Genomic DNA, 19,644 nt, shown 5'->3' on the forward strand with positions numbered 1-19,644 from the left:
GCCCAGCTTGAGGACGGGGTGAGTTTTTAGGATGTTGCGGTTCTGGTCGCAACGAAAGAGGAGCCGACGCAAGTTCGACTCCTCAGAACTCGGGGGCCGGAACTCGTAATCGTCAGATCTCGGCCACCGTCTGGGCGAGCATCGAGCGGACCCTGCCTGCCAGACTGGTCAGCATTTCGTTGTCGATCGCCTGCATGGATGCGACCGGATCGATGGCGCTCACCATGACATTGCCGCCATCGACCCCGCGCAGGATGACATTGCACGGCAGCATGGCCCCCACCTTCGGTTCCAGTTTCATCGCCTCGAACGCCATGCGCGGATTGCAGGCTCCGAGGATGAGGTAGTCATCGATGTCGGCGTCGATCTTCTTTTTCATGGTTGCCTTGACATCGATCTCCGTCAGAACACCGAAACCGTGCTTGATGAGAGCCGCTTTGGTTCTGCCGACCGCATCATCGAAACTGGTCGCCCAGAGCGTTCTATCGAGCGTGTAGGTCATGAGGAGTCTCCTTTAGGCTCCCATGGAACGGCCGGCAAATGCCCAGCGTCCAATCACATGTCTTGCATGAATGCCTGCATTTCTTCAGGTGTGACTTTGCCGTCATTGTTTGCATCGACCGCGTCGAAGACGCGTTTGTGGATTGCGGTCAATTCTTCGAAAGAAATTGCGCCGTCCCCATCGCTATCGGCGATGACGAACATGATCTTCATCATATGACCGCGCATTGGCCCCATCATGCGCATTCCTTCATTCATGCCAGATGGCATCATGTTGCGGCCCATCATGCCTGGCATCATTTCCGATCCTTCGGCCTCAGGCTTAGCCTCCGACTGGGCCGTGTCTGGACTTTTCGTCTGGGCGGAGGCGCTGCCCATGGCACCGACAGCACCAAGCAAGGTCAGCAGAGCGATCGTTGGCAGTCTGAACATGGACATCCTGAATCTCCTATTTAAGCGTTGTCCTCCACGAGTTGGAGCGGCCTTTGAGAATAGGCTGCCTACTGGCTTCACACATTGCGCTGGATCAAACCGCTTGTATGGTTCGAGTCGTCGAGGACGGACCGATCGCCTTCGCGCCGCCCCATGATTGCGACGTCAGCCACCTGCGTCACCGAGGAACGATCGCGGCTGAAGCGACACCGAGGAGCGAGCCGGCTAAGGCGAGAACAAGGTGATTTCAGGTGCGATCATGCCTGGCTTGATCGATATCAACGTCCACGCCGGTCGAACGCGGTATCCTGACGCCATCAGCCAGCGCCTGATCGTGGTCCGGCCCTCGTCATGATGCCCGCTCGCAGTTCGAAACGTTCAGGAGATCGAGGATGACGTCCCAGAAACAGATTGAAGGAACCTGGTCGGAGCCTGTTTTCGTCCAGGTGGGAATGAACGCCCCTGAGGCTGTTGGCGGAGCGAGCGAGGCGCTCGAGTTTCTCGCCAACCGATGGAAAGGCTCGCGTAGAGAGCACGCATTCGCGAGAGAGATCTGCGCCGCGGCCGTAAGCGGGCATGTCTCGCAGGAGACCGCGCGCAAGGCTTTCATTCAGGCCGCTGACGAAGCCAGGATGTTCACCTGCGCCCCCCAAGGTCGTTCCTAACGCCGAAGGATGAAATCGGCTCGTTCGAGTGGGCAACGAATCCTGCTAGATCCCTCGCGCGGCTTCAAGCCATGCTCGGCCCGCGAGTCGATATCAGTCAGCTCGCTTCCTGCCGGTTACCATCGCTCGGACAAGGTTTTCCCTGTGCTCGATGCTTGCCAAGAGGACGCCCCCGATGTGAAGGCCGACGAGGCCAAGCGTCACATTGACCAGCAGTTCATGCGCCTCTTCCACCCATTCCACTCCCCAGTAGGCGTCCGTCGTCATCATGTACCCGGTCGTGGCAATGCCCGAGATCGCGACGAGCAGCGCGAACACCATCGCGCCTCCGGCCGGATTGTGGCCGATGTAGCGCTTGCCGCGCATGGCCAGGCTGTCACGCATGAAGCCGAGGGTCGTGATCGGATCGTAGATGAAGTTGGAAAAGCGCGCGTGATGGCTGCCGACGAAGCCCCAGATGATCCGCACGAGCAGGAGACCGACGATGGCGTAGCCCGACAGAATATGCGCCTGTTTCCACTCGTCGCCCGTCAGAAAGGAAAACGCGAACAGGCCCACCAGACCCCAGTGGAACATCCGCACGACCGGGTCCCAGACCCTGATCTTTGGCGGCGAGCCAGCGCCCGCCGCATCCGTATCCATCCTGCGCATGATCATTCGCTTTCGTTGCCGACCACTGCGCCGGTCTCGGGGTTGAACAGGGTTTCGACCTTCTTGCCCTTCGTATCGACGGCGTAGACCTCGTAGCAACTGCCCTCCACCTTGACCCGGTGCACCTCGAGGCCCGCGGCCTTGGCCTTTTCCTTGATGCCGTCCTCGCTCAACCACCTGTCCTTGGAAGCCTGCGTGCAATTCTGACCTTCTTCGGCGCGGGCAACGCCGATCGACGCGGTGGCGAGCAGGAGGGTTGCGAACATGATTTTCTTCATTGGTCTTTCTCCATCATCCCAGGAGCGGTTTTGCTCATCTGGTCGGCCTCGAACCTATGGGGCGCGACCTGACGGCGACCTGATCGCGATTGTCAGCTTATTGTCACCTTCGGTAGGATATTCTCCGGCGATGTACCCGACCCGCACGCTCGCGTTCGTCTGCCTTGTTCTTCTGTGGCCGTCGCTTCCGGTAGCGAACGCACATGCCGACGATTTCCCTGGTCGTTCCCGCGAAGCGGATGACCTGCCGTCGCACGAGGACCTTCCTAAACAGGTCCACGAAGGGAAAATCCTGTCTCTGACCGTACTGAAGGCGAAAGTCCTCGCCAAGTCGCCCGGCGAATTGATCGATATCAGTGTCGATCGGCATGACGATCGCATAATCTACGAGTTCCGGATTCTGAGGGGCGGCGGTCAGGTCACCGAGGTGGAAGTGGACGCCGCGTCAGGCAGGATCGTCGAAATCGAGAACGAATGATGCGCCTGTTGCTTGCCGAAGACGACCCGCTCATCGCCCGTGACGTGGCCGCTCAGCTCACCAAAGCCGGTTTCAATGTCGTCCACGAGACCGACGGAGAAGCCACCCTGTTCGCCGGCGAGCATGAGGACTTCGCCGCAGTCGTCCTTGACCTTGGGCTGCCGAAGATCGACGGCCTATCGATCCTCAAGAAATGGCGGGCGAACGGTCGTGACATGCCGGTCATCATCTTGACCGCGCGCGGCAACTGGGAGGAGCGCGTCGAGGGGATCAACGCTGGCGCCGACGACTATCTTGGCAAGCCATTCCGCATCGCGGAGCTTCTCGCCAGATTGCACGCAGTCCTGCGCAGATATTCTGGCCATGCCAGTGCGGTCCTGTCTTCAGGTCCCGTTTCCATCGACCCGCGCCGACGCGCGGTGATGGTCGACGGGATGCCTGTGGATGTCACGCCCATGGAGTACAAATGCCTGTCGGTGCTGATGCAGAACCGCGGTCGCGCGATCTCCCAGCTCGAGCTTACCGAGCAGCTTTACACCCAGGATTTTGAACGGGAGAGCAATTCGGTGGAGGTCCTGATCGGACGGCTGAGAAAGAAGCTTGGAAGGAACGCGATCGTCACGCGCCGAGGCTTCGGGTACCAGATAGCATCGGGCGAGGGGACATGAGGTCGCTTCACGGCCGCTTCATCATCACGTCGCTGATAGCCGTGTCGATCTGCCTGGCTGCTGCATCCGTCGCTCTCGTCCAGATTTTTGCGGACAGCTATAGCAAGCGCGTGCAGAACGAGCTGACCGGACACATAAACCGCCTGGCCGCTGTGATCCGCTTCTCGCCCGAAGGCAGGCTGCAGGTGTCCGAGAACCCTCCGGACAATCGTTTCCTGATACCCTATGGGGGGCTCTACTGGCAGATCGACGATCCTGTGGGGAAGACGGAGGTCCGATCTTCCTCGCTCTTCGACTACGTCCTGGCTCTGCCGCAGGATTCACATCCTGTCGGCATCATGCACCAATATCGTCTCTCCGGGCCGGAGGGGAAGGATGTCCTTGTTCAGGAACGCGTGCTGTCGTTGGCCGCGCCTGAGGGCAGGAGGCCCATCCGCATCGCGGTGGCGGTGAATGCCGACGAGGTCGACAGCGCTCGCCTTGGATTTGCTCTCGACATTCTGCCCTACGTCGCCGTTCTTGCCGCGCTCCTCGTGTTGATGTCGATCGGGCAGCTTTGGATCGGATTGAGACCTCTCGACCGCATCGGCCGTGATCTGGAAGCGGTTCGCGACCGGAGGGCCAGCCGACTGGCGGGGGCCTACCCGCGCGAGGTCCAACCGCTTGTCAACCAACTGAACAAGCTGCTGCAAAGCCAGGCCGCGGCGATGGAGAAGGCCAGGAGTAGGGCCAGTGATCTCGCCCACGGGCTAAAGACGCCTTTGACCGTTCTCACAAACAACGCGTACTCACTCCGGGAGAAGGGCGAGGTCGAGATCGCCGATGAACTCGACCATCTTGCCGAGACCATGCTTTCGCACGTCGAGCACGAGCTCGCCCGAGCCCGTATCACTCCGAGCCCCGATCAGCGAAGTGGCGACGCCGACGTCGAGAAGACCATCAGCGAGATCGTTCGAATGCTCCGACACACTGAGGCAGGCGAGCGCCTCGCTTGGGAAATAGACGTTGCCGAGCGCTTCAGCGTGCCCGTTGATCCGCACGACTTCCGCGAACTTGCGGGCAACTTGCTTGAGAACGCCTGCAAGTGGGCCAAGAGCAGGATACATGTCAGCGCGGTTCGACATAATGGGCATTCCCGTCTCACGATCGAGGACGACGGCCCAGGCGTGTCGCCAGAGAGATTGCCCGATCTTCCGCGCCGGGGTGTCCGTCTCGACCGTCTGAAACCAGGCTTTGGTCTGGGTCTTGCCATCGTGTCGGAGATCGCAGCGGTGTACGATCTCACGCTCAGCTTGGAAAACCGCCTGGAAGGTGGCTTCCGTGCGGAGGTCGTTTTCCCTGACGCCGTCGCTTCCCGAATGCTCCTTTTGTCTGCCTCTGACGAGGCGGTGGTATCGAGACCTTCGTGCACGTCGCAGCGTTCCCGACCGGCGACCTGAAAAATCTTCCCGCAGATCCAACTGAGGTGGAGCGCGACGCGAATCCCTACCACGGGGCCATCGAAGTCGCCGAGGCTGGTGGCGCGCCGGGTCGTTGCGGGCGAGATCAATCCCGGCTTTCAGGGCCTCTTTGGTAGCAGCTTCGCCGGGACTGTCGCCAGCGAGACTATTGGCGATCTCTGATCTCTCTCAAAAAATGACATTCCGCCCGCCTAGAGAAGCGGTAAACCATATCGACCAGTGGCAGTTCCATAAATACCCTTTACGCCACTGACACTGAAAATAGCGGGGTCAATGATTTTGGCAGGGCGAGAGCTTCGAGACCAGCGTCCGGCTTGTTGCTATGGGGTTCACGTTTTAAGCCAGGCAGATCGAATAATGGATCGACGGGAGCTCACGATCTACTCGTGGTGATCAGGTGCAAGGCAGAATTGCCCCTTGTAACCGCTGCTGCTGACAGCTTGCGATCGAATGTCGCCAGCTGGCCCCCACGCGCCTTGGCTAGCGCAAGCAGGTAGGTGTCAGTTACCTGCCCCGATGTTAGAATTTTCGTGGGAGCGATATCACCTGACCCGACAAGGCTCACATCGTCCGGCCAAAAACTGTGACCGGGGAGCGACCGCAATTTGCGGACAATTTCTATCACGAGTGACGGTGAACCGGGAGAGTTGGGATATTTGGGGTTGCCGACAATCCGGATGACACCATTTCGGTAATGGGGCAGGTAGCCCACGCGGTCTGACCTATCGCCGCGAACCATTCGTGCGCATCATCATGGGCTACATGGCCCGGATCGATTAAGGCAATCAGCACATTGACGTCGAGCAGGAAAGTCACGGCAATTCGTCACGCAGGGCGTTCACGATTTCGAGCGTCACTGGCGGCGTATCCGGCCGAGTTGACAGGAGAGGAATGCCATTGCGCTCGCCGCTGCTGGGCGGTCGGCGCAGAGAACGCCTCGCCAGCTCAGAAATGACCTCGCCGACGCTCCGGTGCTGCTGGGTTGCCATCGCTTTTGCGGCGATCAGCACATCGTCGTCGATTGCCAAGGTCGTTCTCATATCCGCCTCATCGCGCATCGATCATCACGCATCATATAAATCACGCGGTCGGCCTTCTCAAGGTGGGTACCGAAAGGACGCACCATTGCGCCAATCTGTTCACCGGCGAAAACGGTTGAAATCACATTCTCAAATCTGTGCGCAAACCACGGGTTTCCGGTTCGAACCTGCTCAAGGCGCTCATCGGTGGAATCTGCCGTTTCGAAGAAACGAAAGGGCTTGCGCCCACATGACTTTGTTCGATGGAATGAATGTGTGATTGGCCGCGATCGCGATATGGTCAGCAGCTCCGTCAAGTCGCGTGCTTTCTACCGTTACCTTACCGTCGTTGGATATGTGAGAGCCAATGATCAATGACGAGACGGGATCGATGGTTCGGGTTCCGGCGATGATGCCCAGTTCGAAATCCACCGGACTGAAAATATGGGCGAACGAGCTCTGATCGGTGACGAGCTGCTGGCCGGCTGGGCCGAAAGCTGTTTTATACAGCGGCACCTTTTTTAAGAAATCTGCGACTTGGCTGCCATTATTCGGTGTGCCGACCATCACCACGCGCCCGAGATTTGATGGTCGGTAGTTCTTCAACATGGCGCTTATAACCAATCCACCCCAGCACACAAAGCCGTGCCACAGCCCTATGGCGCTTGCTGAAACGAACACAGCCCGGGCATCACCGCCCGGGCTGGCGCTATCTTGGCTCTGATCAGAATTCCGACCATTCCTGCTGCAGTTTGTTGAGCGCTATATTACCGCGTGCGGCAGGCACCGGGCGAGAGACAGGCGCTGACGCTCTAACGGGGGCTGGCGCCAATGTCCTGGAAGGACCCAACGCACGGTGCCCGGCGGCGGCTGTTCCTCCATCGCCGGTCTGGAAAGTGCCAAGCAATTCGCCCAGACGGCTGCTTTCCTGCGCGAGACCTGTGCCGGCGGCGTTCATCTGTTCGACCATTGCGGCGTTCTGCTGCGTCGCCTGGTCCATGTGGTTGACCGCGCTGTTGATCTCCGACAACCCCATAGACTGCTCTTGGGCGGCGGTAGCGATAGCGTCCATGTGCTGGTTGATCTGCTGCACAAGTTCGGCAATTGCAGAAAGGCCTTCGCCGGTGTCGTTGACCAGGCGTACGCCCTCGCTGACAGCGACCTCTGAATTGCCGATCAGGCTTTTAATCTCCTTTGCGGCACTGGCGGAGCGCTGCGCCAACTCGCGCACTTCCTGAGCGACAACGGCAAAGCCCTTGCCGGCGTCACCGGCACGTGCAGCTTCCACCCCGGCATTCAACGCCAGCAGATTGGTCTGGAATGCGATCTCGTCGATGACCCCGATAATCTGGCTGATCTGCCTGGACGAGTGCTCGATTTTGCCCATGGCGCTGACTGCGTTATTAACGACCTGGCTTGAGTTTTCCGCGCGAGAGCGGGCACCGCGCACGAGATCGCGGGCGTCTCCGGCACGCTGGGAGGTCGATCGCACATTGGCGGTGACCTCCTCCAGTGCAGCGGCGGTTTCCTCGAGCGAAGCGGCTTGCTGTTCAGTACGCTTGGAGAGGTTGTCGGACGCTTGCGAGATCTCGACGCTGCCGCTGCTGACCAATGACGCAGCCTGACCGACGCCCCGCATGGCGTCGCGAAGCTGCTTGACCGAAGTATTGAAGTCGTGACGGAGTGCCTCGAACTGCGGCGCTAGAGCCGTATCGATTTCACAGACGAGGTCGCCGGTTGCGAGACGGCGCAGGCCTCCCGCGAGCGAGCCTGTTGCCTGTATCAGGCGTTCTTCGGCTTCGGCCTCGGCGCGCCGCTGCATCTCGATACGCTCGCGCTCTGCGGAAACTCGTGCCTCTGCGGTTTGCTCTTCAAGTGCCTTATTGCGGATAGCAGCCTGCTGGAAGACCTCGACGGAACGAGCCATTTCGCCAATTTCGTCACGGCGAGCGACACCGGCCACCTCGATCTTCAGATCGCCCTGCGCCAAGGCCGCCATCGAATGCGTGATGACGCCGATCGGCTTGGTGACGCGGAAGATAATGACGCAGATACCGACAACACTGACGATAGCAGCGATGAGGAAGATCAGCGAATATAGAATGAACTGGGCGAATGCCTGAGACTCACTGGCAGCGGCTGCAGCGACCATGCCGTCCGCCGCAGCGGCCGCAGTATTGGTGATGAAGAGAAGGGCGTCATTGCCCATCGGCCGCCAAACGTCGAGGGACATCGGCGCCTTCTTGCCTGCCGAAAATGTCTCGAGAAGTGCCGCGCGCTTGGGAGCAAAATCACCTCCGAAATAGCCGGTCTCTGCGGCCTGGTAGGCGTCCCTTATGATCTGAAGCGTGTCCTTGTGGTTCACGAGGACACCGACCTGCTTCCAGGCGAAGGTGACGGCATAATCGTTGAGTTGGATCTTGCCTAGCTCCGCAGCTGTCATCGTTGCGCCTGCGCCAAGCGTGATATTGAGCTGGAGGTTCGATGCCCCCGCAAGCGCACGCGTTGACCATGCCAATGAGCGGATCTGGATCATTGCCGTCATCGACGGATCGCTTTCGCGGATTCGGGCTTCGATTGCTGTCGAGCCGGTTTCCAGCGCCGTCAGCAGCTCCTGTCCGAGGTTAAGGGCATTGTCCTGCAGTCCAGCGTCGCGGTCTGCCAGCTTTTTCGTCAACTGATCATCAAGCTTTGTCCGGAACGCCAGCACCCGGTCAAACGTGTTCATGACGTCGGCAATCTGAGCTTTGATCGCGTTGTCGTCGATATCGGCATAGATCGCCTTGGCGCTAGCCATGGCGCTGTCCACCAGCCCGCGATCCTTTTTCAGCGAAGCCAGCGTGCCGGCGAGCGCGTCGATTTCCATGTTTGCTGCCGATGAACCGTCACCGCGCTCGTTGCGAAAGGTCGCAAGTGTCTGGAAAAGTGCGCGGTCAAGAGCGGTAAGCTTCGATACATCGCTGAAAACCTGCTCTTTGTTATATGCGTCCATCGCGGATGACGCGGTGAGCACGCAGATCACTGCGCTCAGAAGAAGAAAAATTCCAACCAGGATATTGCGGATAGATAAAGTCATAGTCGCCCCACTTGCGTTGCGGCTGACGTCTCGCTGGTGCGCGCACGACAGCTGAATGTGCTGGAACCGCTCGCGTCGATGCTTCAAAAAAAGACAATCCGCTGGCCGCCGAGTTCTTACTCGTTCGCAGGCTCATCATGGCCAGGTCCAATAGTGTCGCAGGATAGATCTGGTTTCATTGAAACAGCATTAAGAAAATTAGAAATGTGAGCCAATTGCGCGCAATAGATCAGGAGCGTCCTTTCACGATCGCGCGGTCAGGATTTTGAGTGAGGTGGGCCTGCCGATCGAGATCGCCCGGTCGGTCGCCGGCAAGACGACACGCAAGATCTCCATAGGTACCGTTTATCCTGCGACCATCGGTACCTACCATTCTTGGGTGTCTTCCGAAGCGGGTGGATGAACGGTCTGCCAGGGTTCAGGCCTACTCAATCCTCGGCTGCCACCCAAAAATCGTATCATGCCTCCCCGCAAGCGTTGCTATTCTGGTCTGAAGTTCTGTCGTCCGCCTGACGAATACAATCGGACCTGCAGCCGAGAACGAATGGCGCTTGCCTTCCGTCTCGAAAGCCAACAACTGCGGACGGGCAAGCGGCATCAATCGCTCGACGAGTTTTCCGATGCTTGCCCTGACCGACGTCCCCCAGTTGACGGCAACGCGACCACTCTCCGCCTACTTTTATGCTTGCCCCTGGATCAAAAGCAACACCTGCGCGGCGACATCTTGATCGAGGCTCGAGATATGTTTCAGGCGCGAAGTATCGGTCTGTTCAACGCCTCGCTTACGAAGTTCATCGAGTGCGGCATTCAGGAATTTCGATTGAAGTTCCGTGAAATGTCCGGCGGTACGGGCTTGTATTCTACTTTTGCGTTTTTCTTCCAACTCTTCTCGAAATGCTTTCAAAGCCGGGCGCCGCGGCGTCTGACCGGCTTCCACGCGCGCCCAATATCCCCGCGGAGGCTTGGGAACCTGCAATTTCTCGCAAAGCTTTCCGACTGCAACGTCGGAGATGCCGAGTTCGTTGGCGATCTCGCTGGTCGGGCGTTCCCATACCAAACCGAAGAGCTCTTCTCTCGACATATCGCGCTTTGCCATTTGAAAACCCTCAAGCAGTTCTCAGGCTGCAGCGTTCGCCTTCTCACAGATGGCAGCACATCGTTCGAGCAGCTTGTCGAACGTTTCAGCGTCATCGAAAAGAAGACCGCCCTCCGCCATCCTGGCGTAATCTTCCTTGAGGGCTTTCAGTCCCCCGCCGACCGGCGTCAGCATCAGGTTGCCGTTTACCGCTGTCTCGTAGTCGATTGGCGATCGGTTGGCGGCTTTTTCCGAGAAGAACATCGACTTATGCTTGGCGACCGCATTTGCGACTTCGCGATCGGAGATCGCGCTATCTGCGAGGCCAATGTCGTCAAGGCGCACGATGTCGTGCCAATGACGCGAAAAGCGGTCGCCCCGGAGCCGCTCCTGCAGGCAGAAGACATGAATCGCTGTTGCCTTTTCCCAGAACGTCCGTTCGGCGTGCATCACTTTCGGGGCCGCCGTCGGAAAGTCGACTCCGTCAACGAGGCCGGCAGCATCGCACGTGATGTCTCGAAGGCTGGCCGGCTCGCCCGTAGACCGGGCTCCGAATTCCAGCATGACGCTGGGCGCGACATAACCAGATCCCGAACCGATGGCTTGATAGTCGATGTAGAGCCTGTCGGCTTCGCTACGGATCTCTGCGGGGAGTGACTGCCTCTCGAGTTCGTCGGCTATGATCGGCCCAACCGTGTCGGTCACCCAGATCGGTAATCGTCTCCGCACCTCGCTCGACCAGCGCTTTTCCTCGCTACGGGTTTTTGGGAGAGCTTCTTCGTTGTCCCCGACGAGATCAGGGGCAAGCGCACGGATGTCGTAGGTGAGGTCGACATCTTCCGAAAACCGTCGGATGGCGCGCCGTAGGCCTTCGATAGCGAAGTCCCGCCCTTGAAAACAAGGCTCTCGCCAAGCGCCGTGGCGTAGAGTGTTCGAAGCGCCCAGACGACCCAGACGTCCTTTTCAAGCAAGTGAACTGGACGCTTCGATCGGTCTGACGCACAATGGCGAGAACCTCGCGCTTGTCGTCGATCGAGAGCTGGAGGAAGTGATCAGCCATGCGCTGCCTTTCCGACGCTTAGTGCGAGCCAGGTCGGAAACTGAGGTGCTGCAGCAACAAGCTCGTTGAACGCCTCAGGCGGCAGTTTCCGCTTGATGCTCAAAAGAGCCTCCTCCGCTCGCTCCGGCCCCAGCCAGGCGAGCGCGCGCACAGCGACGCCGGCCGGCCGGCTGGCGAGCGACAACTGCCAACGAGGCACGTGCTTGAGCTCGACCTTTTGGCTTCCGACACTCATTGTCCGGCTGCGGCCAGAGGTCAGATAGATGGAGCGAACCGGAACCTGCGTCGTGAGCCCAAGGGCGTTGGCCGCGGCCGCACCATTTGAAACGATGACCTCGCCACGTTGATGTGCGACTGCCTCGATCGCTTGCTCGACAGTCGGCGGCCTGCTTCCGAACCGGCTTTTGATAGCCTTCATATAGATACCACGCCCAGCCCTGACCAGTTCTCCACGCTCATGCAGGCGCGACAGAGCATGGTCTACTGCGGCACGATTACCGAGATGCAGCAGGCTTTTTGCGGACAGGGCGGTACCCTCCGGCGATTGCTCAGCATATGCAAGAATTTGAGATGTCAGTCGTTGCATAGGTTTTCTCCTGTCAGAAATATATGCAAGTTTCTGACACTTCGCAAGTGAACCTATCAACGCAGCCTCCCAGACTTGGTTCAAAATTCGTGCCGCAAGGGCGGCCTTTTCCTGCGGCAAACAAGCCGCAGCTATCTCGTCTGCATCTATTTTGTCCTTGGGTTAGGCGCGAATGATGATCTCGATGGCCGAGGGGTCGACGCCGAACGTCAGGCTTACGACCGCCTCGTGCCCTTTAAGTTTACGATGCCTCCCAGACTGCAAGCGCGAGCGCCTCCCGCGACAGACAGGTCCACCCCAAAGCAGGTTCGACGGTTCGGCTGCAGCTTGTGCGGGACGATTTTGCCGATTGTTGCACAGCCCTCACCGTCACAAAGCTGACAATGGCGCTGCGGCCAATCTGTCGCCGAAGGGCACGAAATCGGTGCTGTCATAGAGCACGACGCCGTAGGCGAACCTCTCCTTGCATGCTTCGGCCAAGGTCCGCAGTCCGGCAAAGTCGCTGGACTTCACCGTCGCTGACGCCTTGACCTCAATTCCCACGATCATGCCGTCGTCGCGTTCCAGGACGATATCCACCTCATGCATCAGCTGATCGCGTCGGGCGCGCGCTGAATCTCATCGATAATCGCGCGATCCAGACCGCGAATGAAACCGGCCGGATCGGACTGCGCGGCGTCGAGCACCGTCTGGTCGTCGAGCGTGATATAGCTCCGCCCCGCCTCACCCATCTTGCGGACAAGCGTTGTCTTGCCCGCCCGTCGTGGTCCCACGATCAGAACCACCGGGGTGTCTGAAAGGGCTTCCACCACCCGATGCTCGACGAACCGCTCGTACATGCCCGTTTCCGATTCTCTGACGACTGGAACTCTGGGGCATGACAATTGGAAGTCAATGGCCCGTAGATTGGAAAAGAAATAGCACAGCCGATGATGTGGGAGCTATTTTGGTGACCGCTTCGCTGCAGTTTTAGTGACGCTACTTCTTTTCCAATGGGGCTTCGGAAGGCCAGCCATCGAAGTTTTGCTCGAAAAGTTGCCCTACGGCTCCAACCACGAAAGGTCTGATCCCCTAACCGTGAACCTTGCCACTCTCTTGCCACGCTTTCAGGAGCAGATCGGTCTGTCGCTTGTCCTCGTTGGCCCGCCCGCTCAGCGGGTTCTTCAGCCAGGTGTAAAATCCACTGGGATGAACCCGCAAAATGCGGCACATCGTCCGCACCGAGAACTGCAAGCGGTGCAGGGCAATGATGCCGACAACGGCGGCCGTGATGGCCGAGAGCGCAGATCTGCAAAATCATCAATTACCGATCCCGGCCCTGCCACTCTAGTTCCCATTCTAGTCTCCTTTGTCTGGCTTTGAACTGCGCCTTCTGGCGCAGCCGCCAACCGTAGAAAGGTGCTCACAAGGCAACCATTGAACCAAGGTATGACCGATACCAAGGTGTCGCCGATACCTTCGTGCAGTGGCGTCGCCAGGATCGGCGCGGCAGCATCACTTTCAAACGGCGGCGAGGGATCGCCCGAAAGGAAGCACCATGAGCGATCTCGATTCATTCACCAAACCGGGCATTCCGATGGAAGAGCTGCGAGACCGGATGATCAAGCTTCAGAGAGACATCGAGCTCCTGAGGGCGCGCCGCGGCGATGGCAAGCATCGCTCTACCGATGAATCTCATAAATGCATTGGCGCCTCCGGTTTTGGCGGCACTGATGGCCGGCGTTGGGCCACAAGCGGTTTTCGCTGTCCTAGGAGGGCTAAGCGTCATAGCTTTCACACTCCTGTTGCAGTTGGGTAGCATGAGATCCGTTCGTCAATCGTGATGATGTCAGCCGCTCCTCCAGCTCCGGCTCGCAGACGGCTCTCGACCAGCATGAGCGCTTCGATAGAGCATTTAGGTTCGCGCATTGGCAGGGGTGTAAAGTGACGCCCCCGCCTTTTCGGCCGCTGCCCGCAGACGCTTGTCTCTGGTCCATAAGGCCGCTCGCTGATCGAGGAGAACTGAGGCCATCAAGTGTGCATCTGTGTAGCCAATGCCCATACTGAAAATGGCGTGGCGATCGATCATCATCATGACTTCATCGTGCGTCGCGACGAGCGCTTCGCGCTGGGCCGTCAGGAAAGCTATCACGCTGCTGCGATCCCGAAGACTGCCAAGTGCAAGCTCTCCGATTACGGCTGGATGGCATAAAAGACGGTCGTCCTCAATAATCCTACGCAGCTCTGAATCGGCATGCCGGAAATGATCGATCCAGATGGAAGTGTCGGCAAGTATCACTTGGCGGCTGCGCTCCGGCGGCGTGGGGCTGCCTCCGCGTCCGGCATAGTTCCGCCGAGAGCAATGAGGCGTTTTCCCGACTCCACACGGACAAGCGTCTCCAACGCTTGGCGGACCAGAGTGGCGGTTTCTTTCGTGCCGGTTAGGGACCTAGCCCTTTCCATGAGCGTGTCGTCGAGATTGATAGTCGAGCGCATTGTTGGTTTCCTGATTATGGTGTTACAGATAGCACCATTTGGTGATGAAATCTACGCCTGATCTCTATTCCAATACGTCCGCAGTCGGATGTTCAAATCCACCAATGTGATATTTCGCGCGGTCGCGGGCGCTCCGAGCTTAAGGCAAGTACGACCTCGCCAGCGATATACGTCGAGGTCGTACCCATAAAATCTAAAAAGCCGCAGGCGCGCCGGTTAGTATCCCATCGACTGCACGATTGTGAAACAGCGTGGTCGAAGGTTCGTATCTCATCAAGGCGAGAGTTTGTAGACGTAGTCGACCGGGTTGAAAATCACCCACTACCGGCCCGCGCAGAGCTTCGGCGTCGACCACCTTGGGATCAGTGGCGCGGTTCATCGACCGCGCCTTCGCAATAACGCTCGTCGCCCCGGCAGATGACCCGAGACCCGCCCGAAGCGAGCGGCCGAAGAACTTGAACGCTCGTTCGATGCGACTAAACCGCATTTGGTGCTAGTGCTCCTCACAGCACCTTTTGCATTCGGATTCCGCCGGCGCCAGGTCCCAACTCTAACCAGCCGCAGGCGAGGTAGAAGCGTAAGGCAGTTCTGGTGCTGACCAACTTGCCGAGAGATATGCCGGCATTGCGGAGCGAGTCTTCCATAGTGGCCAATAGTGCCTTGCTCACCCCCGGAAGGCGGTACTCGGGAGCCACGTAGTTGAGGACGATGCTGTCGCCTGCGACTGCCCCCACCGCCGCGATTTCGCCGCTGACTTCTGCGACCCAGACCGTTTGGGCAGGATTATCCATCATCTACCAATGCCTGCTTCAGACTTGTTTTGCGTCCATTGACGCAGGCGGCGCGGGTCGTTTCCGTGATCCTCAGTGCAAAGGGACGTGATCGAGGCCGTCAGCACCCGGCTCATCGCCGGAATATCGGCGCGGATGTGGGAGATACCCTCACTCGCGACGGCCACTACCGCGACATTGGAGTGCTTGTAGATGCGGCCGCCGACGAGGTCGACCTCGATGCCCGGGTGGTCGGACAGCGCGACCACTATATCGGGGCTGTGCGTGACAACGGTCGCATGGAGTTGCATAGGAAGAGCGCGGGCCACCGCAACGGCGCTTGTTCCGCCATCCAGGAATATGATCTGGCCATTCCTGACCGTCGCTGCCGCCGCCTTTGCGATTGCCGTCTTGTCCTCGACAGAAATTTTCCTCGGGCTTGGAAGATCAGCGAGTGCTTTGGATGCGGGCAGAGCCCCACCATGGACCCGTTGAAGCAGACCTTCCGAGGCAAGCTCGCGAAGGTCGCGACGGATCGTATCTTCCGACAGGCGCAGCGTCAGGCTGAGCTCTTTCGCGACCACGCGGCCTGTGGTTCTAAGGGTCTCAAGGATAAGGGCTTTTCTTTCGCTCGTCAGCGTGGGGACGCAGGCCTTGGTCATCTGATGCACGCTTACCAAGGGGGACAACGATCCGTCTGGTCTGTGACCTTTCTGCACTAGTTACTTATATAAGTAATCACTACTATCTGATTCGTCGCCGACCACAACGTGTGCGAATTTAAGGATAGGGGACTTCTTGATGAGCAGAATTCTAGTCTTGATCATTGCAATGTTCGCAGTCGCCAACCTGAGCGCCTGCGGGACGATCGGCAAGGGCAAGGGAAAAGCTCCGCCGCCAGCAGAGGCGGTCTACAAGTAACCACCAGTGTTTAGAATGTGGAGAAGGGCGATGCTGCCCTTCTCCACACAGCGTCGCCATGCTTGGCTCGTTTTTGCGACTTTCGACGCAAGACTGGCATATGAGCATTTTCAGGCCCGGCAACTGCCAGGGCTCGCAGTATGGAGCCTAGGAATGACGCTTGGAAGAGCCCGTCTGCCGCTCGTTATCCTGTCGGTATTTGCGATATCTTCGTGCCAGACGGAAGATAAAAGTCCCCAACCACGTTTCACGACCAATAGCCGCGGCCAGAAAACCACCGGCACGGCTCAGGCCAATGCCGACACCCACTTCATCGAGTTTCGCTCGCGTTACGCACTGACCTATGGGCATACTTACGTCGTTTTCGGGCGTGTGGACGCGAACGGAAATATGATCGATCCCGAGGTTGCTGGCCTTGCCCCTGCCTCGCCGGATGCCGCGCCCTACGTCATGGGACATTTCATACCGGTTCCGGCCACGACCGGGCAGACCGACGGCGATCTGGAAGAGCAGTACAGGTCGGCAAGCTGGCGGGTGATGCTCACGGACGACGAATACAGCGGCGTTGTCGCTTTTATCCGCGAGCAGCAAGCGAACTCCCATTTCTGGCAAGCGTCGGTCGACAATTGCAACAACTGGGTTGGCGAGATCGCGCGCCACATGGGCTACAAGACGCCCAGCATCTGGCTGAGGCCGCAGCAATTCATTACAGAACTTCGAGAAATGAACACAGTCTGAGTGCGTTTCGGCCTGCCTATTGGACGCCGTTTGGAGTGCGCCCTTGAGGGCGGACACTGATCAGGCCGCTGGGTTGCCAGTCTGCCGGATGGGCATCGTAAAGTTAACGCGCTCAGGCATTAAAGCGGGCGTGTCGCCTTCGTTCAGTTAGCGTCAAGGCGAGCGATATCGGACCATAATTGTATGGCGGTGGCTCGCAGTTCTCGATCGTGGGCGGATGGAATATCGTGGCGGGGAATGAACCCAAGTCTGCCTGGCAGCCCATATCCCTGATCGCCGAAGAAATATGCTGCGAAATACCAGGCTTACGATGTCGTCCTGAACGCGGTGCCGCAGAACGACGCCTGGAACAGTTAGTTTCGTTCGTTTCTGCCTGACGGATGCCGATCAATAAGAATCGTATGTATGGCGATCCCCTCCGGCGGCTCGATCAGATATTCGGCATCTCTCTTTGGGTGGTGCATCTTGGTAGGATTGCCTTTCGTGAATGCCGTCATGGATTCGATATCCGGCCAATACGATGTCGTCGCAAACCACGTCTCAGTATCGAGATCCTCCCTTAAGAGCTGAACCAAGGGCATTTTGCAACAGCGGCGGGATGCCTTCGGCCTTCAGATATTGTTCGTATTCGTCAGCAATTTCCCGTCGGGTTTGGCCGCGCCACACTCGGGCTATTGTTGCGGTGGTCATGGAATCACGTCCTCTTCGGTTCCGCAAGGATATGGTCGTTTGGAACGCATGAGAAAGCACGTTAGGTCCCCGAAGGCGGAAGACCGCCAGGCTTCTAGCGTATTGAGAACGAGTTCTGAGCCCCTATGCAGTGCCAGTTCAGGCTGAACAATTGTCCGTTGCTCGGATTATCATGCTGAAGTCCGTCAGGAGCCATAGGCGTCAGGGGAACAAATGGAGCAGAATGTCGAGCATGTGAAAGCATCCGGGGTTTCGCCTTTTCGCGTGCCGACCTTCGGTGCTGTATTCTTTGCGATCCTCTTGGCGATGCTCGCGGAGGCGATGGCAGGAAGCTACATCGCGCTCCTTGCAGTCCAAGTAATTGGGATGTCGCCGCTGGAGCTTGGCGCGTTTCTGACGATTCCAGCGGCGACTGGAATTGCCGTCACGAGCTTCTTCGGGCATCTCCTCGACCGCCAACCCGTCATCTGGCCGCTCCTCACTTCGCTTCTTTCGAAATGCATCGGATTTAGTCTTTGCGCGTGGCTTACAGAGACTTGGATGTTGGTCGTAAACGCCGGCATTCTCCTTGGGCTTGGCGCGGCATCTTTCAGCATCTTGTTCGCGGTGGCCAAAGGCCGACTGGACGAGTTCGGGGGCTCGACAATATCGCGCGGAATGGCGATCCTTCGGCTGGTCTCGTCGCTCAGCTGGACAGTCGGCCCGGCTCTCGGCGCTGTCCTGGTGTCTCAGACAGGTTTTCCAGGCGTATTCCTGGGAGCGGCCTCGCTAGCTGGACTGTCATTGGCCATCGTTTTCTTCACCCGCATGCGAGCGGTCGTCAATGCCGAGGGACGCGCTAAGCTGACATCGGAAGTCTTTTACCGTGCCGCGCCAGCTGCCGTCGCCCTGTCGGCTTTTCACACTGCGATGTTCATGGGGTCGAATGCAATGGCGATCGTCGTGGCGAAAGAGCTCGGGACCGAACAAGACGTCGGTTTCCTATTTAGTCTCTGTGCGGGATTGGAAGTCGTGGTCATGGCCGCCTTCGTGCTCTGGCCAAAACTGTCAGACAGGCAAGAGCTGCTCCTCGCAGGGTTTGCTCTTTTCGCCGCCTACTTCGTTATGGCACTCGCATGGCCGACACTGGCGTCGCTCTATCTGGGTCAAATCCCAAGGGCCGCCGGGATCGGATTAATAAGCATCGTCGGCATGGCCTTTATGCAAGACCTTCTTCCCGGCCGGGCTGGAATCGCCTCTGCTCTGTTCGGCAACACGATTAGTGTCGGGTTCCTCCTTTCGGGGCTTGGCACCGGGCTTTGGGCCAATGCATTCGGGTATTGGTCACTGTTCGCGTTATGCGCGGCACTATGCGGGTTGGGCGCGATGATCTTGATGGTGGGACGACGCCGCGCAGCCTGAGTTTTAGCTTTCGAAAGTAAGGAATTGCGCGACAAATCTATCAACGGAAAGGCGCTCAAGGGGTTAGGTGTCGCCACTGCAGGTGCCGGATAAAATGGCTGGGCATGCTGACGAATTCGAAAGCGAAGCCGTCCAAATGCTCACCTGGTATGTCGCGTCTGGTAGAAGACATCATTTGGCCGCCAAGCTGGTCAACACGCGATCCGTCTGCCGTTCGTCATCCATACATTCGGCAGTTTTCGAGGATTTCGAAGCCGGGCTGCTGCGATACATTTTCAAGCTCAAATCAAAGAGCGAGCGTCTGCTAAGGTGGATGACGACGGTGAAATTCGTGTTCTCAGGTGGCTCCAGAAGCGAGCGCCCTCGGAGGCTTCAACAACAGCACCCTAATCATGGTGGCAGGGAACCAAGTCGGCAACGCGGACGTTGCCTTCTCGCATTCTAGCAAAGGAGAATTTCCAATGATTTCTGCAGAACAGGTTCGCGAACATATGGAAGTGATCGGCGCAGACGGCACCCACGTTGGCACCGTCGACCATATGGACGGCTCGTCTCGGATTAAGCTCACAAAGTCGGATTCCGACGATGGTCAGCATCATCTAATTCCTTTGGATTGGGTGGATCACATCGATAAACACGTTCATCTGACCAAGAGCGCGGACGACGTCCGTAGTCAGTGGTCGTCGATCAATTGATTGGG

The 19,644-nt window shown here is 58.4% G+C and carries 23 protein-coding genes and 5 pseudogenes; 9 read left to right on the top strand and 19 right to left on the bottom strand.

Annotated elements, in window-relative coordinates; genetic code table 11:
* Positions 1-112: 112 nt before the first annotated feature.
* Positions 113-502 (bottom strand): DUF302 domain-containing protein, encoded by a 390-nt coding sequence (locus AC1DTN_RS23275; RefSeq protein WP_026170997.1) that lies wholly within the window; start codon positions 500-502, stop codon positions 113-115.
* 53 nt (positions 503-555) lie between these two features.
* On the bottom strand, positions 556-939 hold the full coding sequence (locus tag AC1DTN_RS23280; protein WP_477922812.1) for an EF-hand domain-containing protein: 384 nt from the start codon (positions 937-939) through the stop codon (positions 556-558).
* Between the two features lie 386 nt (positions 940-1,325).
* Here AC1DTN_RS23280 and AC1DTN_RS23285 point away from each other — a divergent pair, with 386 nt between their 5' ends.
* On the top strand, positions 1,326-1,598 hold the full coding sequence (locus AC1DTN_RS23285) for a DUF982 domain-containing protein (protein ID WP_477922814.1): 273 nt from the start codon (positions 1,326-1,328) through the stop codon (positions 1,596-1,598).
* Between the two features lie 93 nt (positions 1,599-1,691).
* Here AC1DTN_RS23285 and AC1DTN_RS23290 read toward each other — a convergent pair whose 3' ends face one another.
* Complete coding sequence (locus AC1DTN_RS23290) at positions 1,692-2,255, bottom strand: cytochrome b/b6 domain-containing protein (RefSeq protein ID WP_477922816.1); 564 nt, start codon at positions 2,253-2,255, stop codon at positions 1,692-1,694.
* Positions 2,252-2,527 carry a PepSY domain-containing protein gene (locus tag AC1DTN_RS23295; RefSeq protein ID WP_477922818.1) on the bottom strand — a complete coding sequence of 92 codons (276 nt, stop codon included), beginning with the start codon at positions 2,525-2,527 and terminating at the stop codon, positions 2,252-2,254. Before AC1DTN_RS23295 ends, AC1DTN_RS23290 begins: the two co-directional genes overlap by 4 nt.
* On the opposite strand from AC1DTN_RS23295, the gene AC1DTN_RS23300 reads away from it, so the two are divergent.
* Genes AC1DTN_RS23300 through AC1DTN_RS23310 form a run of 3 tightly spaced genes read left to right on the top strand, consistent with a single transcriptional unit; the run spans position 2,514 to position 5,112 of the window.
* Complete coding sequence (locus tag AC1DTN_RS23300) at positions 2,514-3,005, top strand: PepSY domain-containing protein (RefSeq protein WP_477922820.1); 492 nt, start codon at positions 2,514-2,516, stop codon at positions 3,003-3,005. The two genes, AC1DTN_RS23295 and AC1DTN_RS23300, sit on opposite strands and share 14 nt — an antisense overlap.
* A complete protein-coding gene (locus AC1DTN_RS23305; protein WP_477922822.1) occupies positions 3,002-3,673 on the top strand; it encodes a response regulator transcription factor in 672 nt (223 codons plus the stop codon). The genes AC1DTN_RS23300 and AC1DTN_RS23305 overlap by 4 nt, the downstream gene beginning before the upstream one ends.
* A gap of 41 nt (positions 3,674-3,714) precedes the next feature.
* Positions 3,715-5,112 carry a sensor histidine kinase gene (locus AC1DTN_RS23310; RefSeq protein ID WP_477922824.1) on the top strand — a complete coding sequence of 466 codons (1,398 nt, stop codon included), beginning with the start codon at positions 3,715-3,717 and terminating at the stop codon, positions 5,110-5,112.
* A 394-nt stretch (positions 5,113-5,506) separates the two neighbouring features.
* On the opposite strand, the pseudogene AC1DTN_RS23315 reads toward AC1DTN_RS23310, so the two are convergent.
* From AC1DTN_RS23315 to AC1DTN_RS23360, 10 genes and pseudogenes are all read right to left on the bottom strand, one after another.
* Positions 5,507-5,949: pseudogene (locus tag AC1DTN_RS23315) on the bottom strand (TA system VapC family ribonuclease toxin).
* Positions 5,946-6,173: a CopG family transcriptional regulator gene (locus AC1DTN_RS23320; protein ID WP_477922867.1), complete on the bottom strand. Its 228-nt coding sequence runs from the start codon at positions 6,171-6,173 to the stop codon at positions 5,946-5,948. Before AC1DTN_RS23320 ends, AC1DTN_RS23315 begins: the two are co-directional and overlap by 4 nt.
* A gap of 180 nt (positions 6,174-6,353) precedes the next feature.
* Positions 6,354-6,866 (bottom strand): annotated as a pseudogene (locus AC1DTN_RS23325) (lipase); the annotation flags it as partial.
* 10 nt (positions 6,867-6,876) lie between these two features.
* A complete protein-coding gene (locus tag AC1DTN_RS23330) occupies positions 6,877-9,228 on the bottom strand; it encodes a methyl-accepting chemotaxis protein (RefSeq protein WP_477922825.1) in 2,352 nt (783 codons plus the stop codon).
* 679 nt (positions 9,229-9,907) lie between these two features.
* Positions 9,908-10,324 carry a hypothetical protein gene (locus AC1DTN_RS23335; RefSeq protein WP_477922827.1) on the bottom strand — a complete coding sequence of 139 codons (417 nt, stop codon included), beginning with the start codon at positions 10,322-10,324 and terminating at the stop codon, positions 9,908-9,910.
* Positions 10,325-10,345: 21 nt separating this feature from the next.
* A pseudogene (locus tag AC1DTN_RS23340) lies at positions 10,346-11,363 on the bottom strand (nucleotidyl transferase AbiEii/AbiGii toxin family protein).
* Positions 11,356-11,949 carry a DUF6088 family protein gene (locus AC1DTN_RS23345; RefSeq protein ID WP_477922829.1) on the bottom strand — a complete coding sequence of 198 codons (594 nt, stop codon included), beginning with the start codon at positions 11,947-11,949 and terminating at the stop codon, positions 11,356-11,358. Before AC1DTN_RS23345 ends, AC1DTN_RS23340 begins: the two are co-directional and overlap by 8 nt.
* A gap of 369 nt (positions 11,950-12,318) precedes the next feature.
* Positions 12,319-12,528, bottom strand: a complete 210-nt coding sequence (locus AC1DTN_RS23350) for a hypothetical protein (RefSeq protein WP_477922831.1) — start codon at positions 12,526-12,528, stop codon at positions 12,319-12,321.
* A 14-nt stretch (positions 12,529-12,542) separates the two neighbouring features.
* Positions 12,543-12,788, bottom strand: a pseudogene (locus AC1DTN_RS23355) (AAA family ATPase); the annotation flags it as partial.
* 235 nt (positions 12,789-13,023) lie between these two features.
* Positions 13,024-13,197 (bottom strand): annotated as a pseudogene (locus AC1DTN_RS23360) (IS3 family transposase); the annotation flags it as partial.
* Positions 13,198-13,486: 289 nt separating this feature from the next.
* Between AC1DTN_RS23360 and AC1DTN_RS23365 the strand changes: the two are divergent.
* Positions 13,487-13,747: a hypothetical protein gene (locus AC1DTN_RS23365; RefSeq protein WP_477922833.1), complete on the top strand. Its 261-nt coding sequence runs from the start codon at positions 13,487-13,489 to the stop codon at positions 13,745-13,747.
* Between the two features lie 96 nt (positions 13,748-13,843).
* Here AC1DTN_RS23365 and AC1DTN_RS23370 read toward each other — a convergent pair whose 3' ends face one another.
* The 4 genes from AC1DTN_RS23370 to AC1DTN_RS23385 form a co-directional block, all read right to left on the bottom strand.
* Positions 13,844-14,227 (bottom strand): type II toxin-antitoxin system VapC family toxin, encoded by a 384-nt coding sequence (locus tag AC1DTN_RS23370; protein ID WP_477922834.1) that lies wholly within the window; start codon positions 14,225-14,227, stop codon positions 13,844-13,846.
* Positions 14,224-14,424 carry a type II toxin-antitoxin system VapB family antitoxin gene (locus AC1DTN_RS23375; protein ID WP_016736583.1) on the bottom strand — a complete coding sequence of 67 codons (201 nt, stop codon included), beginning with the start codon at positions 14,422-14,424 and terminating at the stop codon, positions 14,224-14,226. The genes AC1DTN_RS23370 and AC1DTN_RS23375 overlap by 4 nt, the downstream gene beginning before the upstream one ends.
* Positions 14,425-14,927: 503 nt before the next feature.
* Positions 14,928-15,218, bottom strand: coding sequence for a GNAT family N-acetyltransferase (locus tag AC1DTN_RS23380; protein WP_477922836.1), 291 nt, complete (start codon positions 15,216-15,218; stop codon positions 14,928-14,930).
* Entirely contained in the window at positions 15,215-15,856 is a 642-nt protein-coding gene (locus AC1DTN_RS23385; RefSeq protein ID WP_477922838.1) for a DeoR/GlpR family DNA-binding transcription regulator, read from the bottom strand. Before AC1DTN_RS23385 ends, AC1DTN_RS23380 begins: the two co-directional genes overlap by 4 nt.
* Before the next feature lie 139 nt (positions 15,857-15,995).
* Here AC1DTN_RS23385 and AC1DTN_RS23390 point away from each other — a divergent pair, with 139 nt between their 5' ends.
* Together AC1DTN_RS23390 and AC1DTN_RS23395 are read left to right on the top strand one after the other, a co-directional pair.
* Complete coding sequence (locus tag AC1DTN_RS23390; RefSeq protein ID WP_024324033.1) at positions 15,996-16,115, top strand: hypothetical protein; 120 nt, start codon at positions 15,996-15,998, stop codon at positions 16,113-16,115.
* A gap of 153 nt (positions 16,116-16,268) precedes the next feature.
* Complete coding sequence (locus AC1DTN_RS23395; protein WP_477852873.1) at positions 16,269-16,853, top strand: hypothetical protein; 585 nt, start codon at positions 16,269-16,271, stop codon at positions 16,851-16,853.
* A 540-nt stretch (positions 16,854-17,393) separates the two neighbouring features.
* Here AC1DTN_RS23395 and AC1DTN_RS23400 read toward each other — a convergent pair.
* Positions 17,394-17,543, bottom strand: a complete 150-nt coding sequence (locus AC1DTN_RS23400; protein WP_477922840.1) for a hypothetical protein — start codon at positions 17,541-17,543, stop codon at positions 17,394-17,396.
* A 213-nt stretch (positions 17,544-17,756) separates the two neighbouring features.
* On the opposite strand from AC1DTN_RS23400, the gene AC1DTN_RS23405 reads away from it, so the two are divergent.
* Together AC1DTN_RS23405 and AC1DTN_RS23410 are read left to right on the top strand one after the other, a co-directional pair.
* A complete protein-coding gene (locus tag AC1DTN_RS23405) occupies positions 17,757-18,944 on the top strand; it encodes an MFS transporter (RefSeq protein WP_477922842.1) in 1,188 nt (395 codons plus the stop codon).
* Positions 18,945-19,405: 461 nt separating this feature from the next.
* Positions 19,406-19,639 carry a DUF2171 domain-containing protein gene (locus AC1DTN_RS23410; RefSeq protein ID WP_439019317.1) on the top strand — a complete coding sequence of 78 codons (234 nt, stop codon included), beginning with the start codon at positions 19,406-19,408 and terminating at the stop codon, positions 19,637-19,639.
* Positions 19,640-19,644: the final 5 nt, after the last annotated feature.

It is taken from the genome of Rhizobium sp. 01T444 (assembly GCF_056398305.1).

Bases quoted from the DNA above. Each gene is read 5' to 3' on its own strand.
- AC1DTN_RS23385 (WP_477922838.1), bottom strand. From the start codon at position 15,856: ATGACCAAGGCCTGCGTCCCCACGCTGACGAGCGAAAGAAAAGCCCTT.
- AC1DTN_RS23390 (WP_024324033.1), top strand. From the start codon at position 15,996: ATGAGCAGAATTCTAGTCTTGATCATTGCAATGTTCGCAGTCGCCAAC.
- AC1DTN_RS23280 (WP_477922812.1), bottom strand. From the start codon at position 939: ATGTCCATGTTCAGACTGCCAACGATCGCTCTGCTGACCTTGCTTGGT.
- AC1DTN_RS23275 (WP_026170997.1), bottom strand. From the start codon at position 502: ATGACCTACACGCTCGATAGAACGCTCTGGGCGACCAGTTTCGATGAT.
- AC1DTN_RS23405 (WP_477922842.1), top strand. From the start codon at position 17,757: ATGGAGCAGAATGTCGAGCATGTGAAAGCATCCGGGGTTTCGCCTTTT.
- AC1DTN_RS23410 (WP_439019317.1), top strand. From the start codon at position 19,406: ATGATTTCTGCAGAACAGGTTCGCGAACATATGGAAGTGATCGGCGCA.
- AC1DTN_RS23295 (WP_477922818.1), bottom strand. From the start codon at position 2,527: ATGAAGAAAATCATGTTCGCAACCCTCCTGCTCGCCACCGCGTCGATC.
- AC1DTN_RS23300 (WP_477922820.1), top strand. From the start codon at position 2,514: ATGATTTTCTTCATTGGTCTTTCTCCATCATCCCAGGAGCGGTTTTGC.
- AC1DTN_RS23330 (WP_477922825.1), bottom strand. From the start codon at position 9,228: ATGACTTTATCTATCCGCAATATCCTGGTTGGAATTTTTCTTCTTCTG.
- AC1DTN_RS23395 (WP_477852873.1), top strand. From the start codon at position 16,269: ATGACGCTTGGAAGAGCCCGTCTGCCGCTCGTTATCCTGTCGGTATTT.
- AC1DTN_RS23320 (WP_477922867.1), bottom strand. From the start codon at position 6,173: ATGAGAACGACCTTGGCAATCGACGACGATGTGCTGATCGCCGCAAAA.
- AC1DTN_RS23345 (WP_477922829.1), bottom strand. From the start codon at position 11,949: ATGCAACGACTGACATCTCAAATTCTTGCATATGCTGAGCAATCGCCG.
- AC1DTN_RS23285 (WP_477922814.1), top strand. From the start codon at position 1,326: ATGACGTCCCAGAAACAGATTGAAGGAACCTGGTCGGAGCCTGTTTTC.
- AC1DTN_RS23400 (WP_477922840.1), bottom strand. From the start codon at position 17,543: ATGACCACCGCAACAATAGCCCGAGTGTGGCGCGGCCAAACCCGACGG.
- AC1DTN_RS23335 (WP_477922827.1), bottom strand. From the start codon at position 10,324: ATGGCAAAGCGCGATATGTCGAGAGAAGAGCTCTTCGGTTTGGTATGG.
- AC1DTN_RS23305 (WP_477922822.1), top strand. From the start codon at position 3,002: ATGATGCGCCTGTTGCTTGCCGAAGACGACCCGCTCATCGCCCGTGAC.
- AC1DTN_RS23365 (WP_477922833.1), top strand. From the start codon at position 13,487: ATGAGCGATCTCGATTCATTCACCAAACCGGGCATTCCGATGGAAGAG.
- AC1DTN_RS23290 (WP_477922816.1), bottom strand. From the start codon at position 2,255: ATGATCATGCGCAGGATGGATACGGATGCGGCGGGCGCTGGCTCGCCG.
- AC1DTN_RS23375 (WP_016736583.1), bottom strand. From the start codon at position 14,424: ATGCGCTCGACTATCAATCTCGACGACACGCTCATGGAAAGGGCTAGG.
- AC1DTN_RS23380 (WP_477922836.1), bottom strand. From the start codon at position 15,218: ATGATGGATAATCCTGCCCAAACGGTCTGGGTCGCAGAAGTCAGCGGC.